General features: G+C 36.0%; 2 protein-coding genes and 1 pseudogene. All 3 read left to right on the top strand.

The window, feature by feature from the left end; all coding sequences use genetic code 11:
* Positions 1-325, top strand: a pseudogene (locus tag AB3X49_RS23045) (M56 family metallopeptidase); the annotation flags it as partial.
* A gap of 54 nt (positions 326-379) precedes the next feature.
* On the top strand, positions 380-1,093 hold the full coding sequence (gene ccdA / locus AB3X49_RS23040) for a cytochrome c-type biogenesis protein CcdA (RefSeq protein WP_002031088.1): 714 nt from the start codon (positions 380-382) through the stop codon (positions 1,091-1,093).
* Positions 1,094-1,111: 18 nt separating this feature from the next.
* On the top strand, positions 1,112-1,559 hold a 448-nt coding region (locus AB3X49_RS23035; protein WP_367964975.1), incomplete at its 3' end, for a TlpA disulfide reductase family protein.

The following is a 1,559-nucleotide window of genomic DNA, read 5'->3' as shown; positions in this document are numbered from 1 at the left end:
GGGAATGATGTATATTCCTATATTAAAAGGGATGTTGCAGCGTTATCATGTATATCAAGAGCTATCAGCAGATAAATATGCGATGCAAAAAATGAAATCTTCATTTGAGCTAGGTAGTGCATTATTAAAGTTAATTAAAATAAAGACGATGGAAAATCAATGTATTACAGCGTCGTTTGCGAAAACCGCAATTAATTTACGAATTGAGCAAGTGTTGAATGAGAAAGTTGTTAAGCTGAATATACCATTACATACAAATTCAGTATATGTAACGTTAGGGCTATTTTGTATGTCGATTGTACTTATTGTCGGAGAGTGCATATAGCCTCTTTTTTTAATAATTAACACTACGCATTGTAGTGTGTTTAGGAGGGATAAAATGAATGCAGCGGATTTAACAATTTGGCTAGTAGTAGGGGCTGGGATACTTTCATTTATATCACCATGTTCTTTACCGCTATATCCATCTTATTTATCATATATTACAGGTGTGTCTATTCAAGATTTAAAAGAAAATCGTGGGATTATGCAAAAGTCAGCGATTATACATACAGTATTTTTTATGATCGGTTTCTCGGTTATATTTTATGCGTTAGGTTTATCGGTGAGTTGGATTGGGATTACTTTTTCATCTAATCAAAGATTGATTCAGCAAATTGGTGGGGTTTTTATTGTTTTGATGGGGTTATTTATGACTGGATTGTTTCAGCCTAAGTGGCTTATGGCAGAGAAAAAAGTGCAGTATAGAAGTAAATCGACAGGATATATTCGCTCAGTTTTGGTCGGCATGACATATGCAGCAGGATGGACACCGTGTGTTGGTCCGATATTTTCTGCAGTGCTTATGCTCGGGGCGACCAATCCGGAAAGTGCGCTTCTTTATATTACGGCATATACTCTTGGCTTTGCAGTTCCGTTTTTCGTGATGGCATTTTTTATTGGAAAGGTAAAATGGATTGTTACTTATGCCAATGTCATGATGAAAATCGGCGGTGGAATGATGATTTTAACAGGGGTTTTATTATATACAAATCAAATGACGAAAATTACAGCGTTCTTTATTCGTCTATTCGGCGGATTTACGGGATTTTAGAAATGAGGAGGAAGAAAAGTGAAGAAACTAATTGCTATTATACTAGCTGGGGCACTAATTTGGGCCGGAGTTAACTTTTATAATACTAAGAAAGAAGAAAAAGAAAGAAAAGCGAAACAAGCGGAGTTACAAGAGAAGGAAGTATTACCACAAGTGGGATTTAAAGCGCCGAACATAACATTAAAAGGATTAGATGGGAAGCTTTATTCGTTAAATGATGCAAAGGGAAAACCATATGTTATTAATTTTTGGGCATCATGGTGTGGTCCATGTGAAATGGAGGCTCCTGATCTAGTTCGTTTGTATGATAAATATAAGGAGGATGTTGAAATCTTTGCGGTAAATGCAACAATCGGGGATCCAGTACAAGAAGCGAGCGCATTTGCAGATCGTCACGGATTTAAATTTCCTGTTCTATTAGATATGGACGGAGTAGCTGGAATAGATTATAAAGTATTTTCTTTAC

The sequence above is a fragment of the Bacillus sp. C30 genome (assembly GCF_040838255.1).
GTDB lineage: Bacteria > Bacillota > Bacilli > Bacillales > Bacillaceae_G > Bacillus_A > Bacillus_A mycoides.
The sequence above is the reverse complement of the archived record's forward strand: the minus strand, read 5'-3'. Positions and strand labels throughout refer to the sequence as shown.

Bases quoted from the DNA above. Each gene is read 5' to 3' on its own strand.
- ccdA (WP_002031088.1), top strand. From the start codon at position 380: ATGAATGCAGCGGATTTAACAATTTGGCTAGTAGTAGGGGCTGGGATA.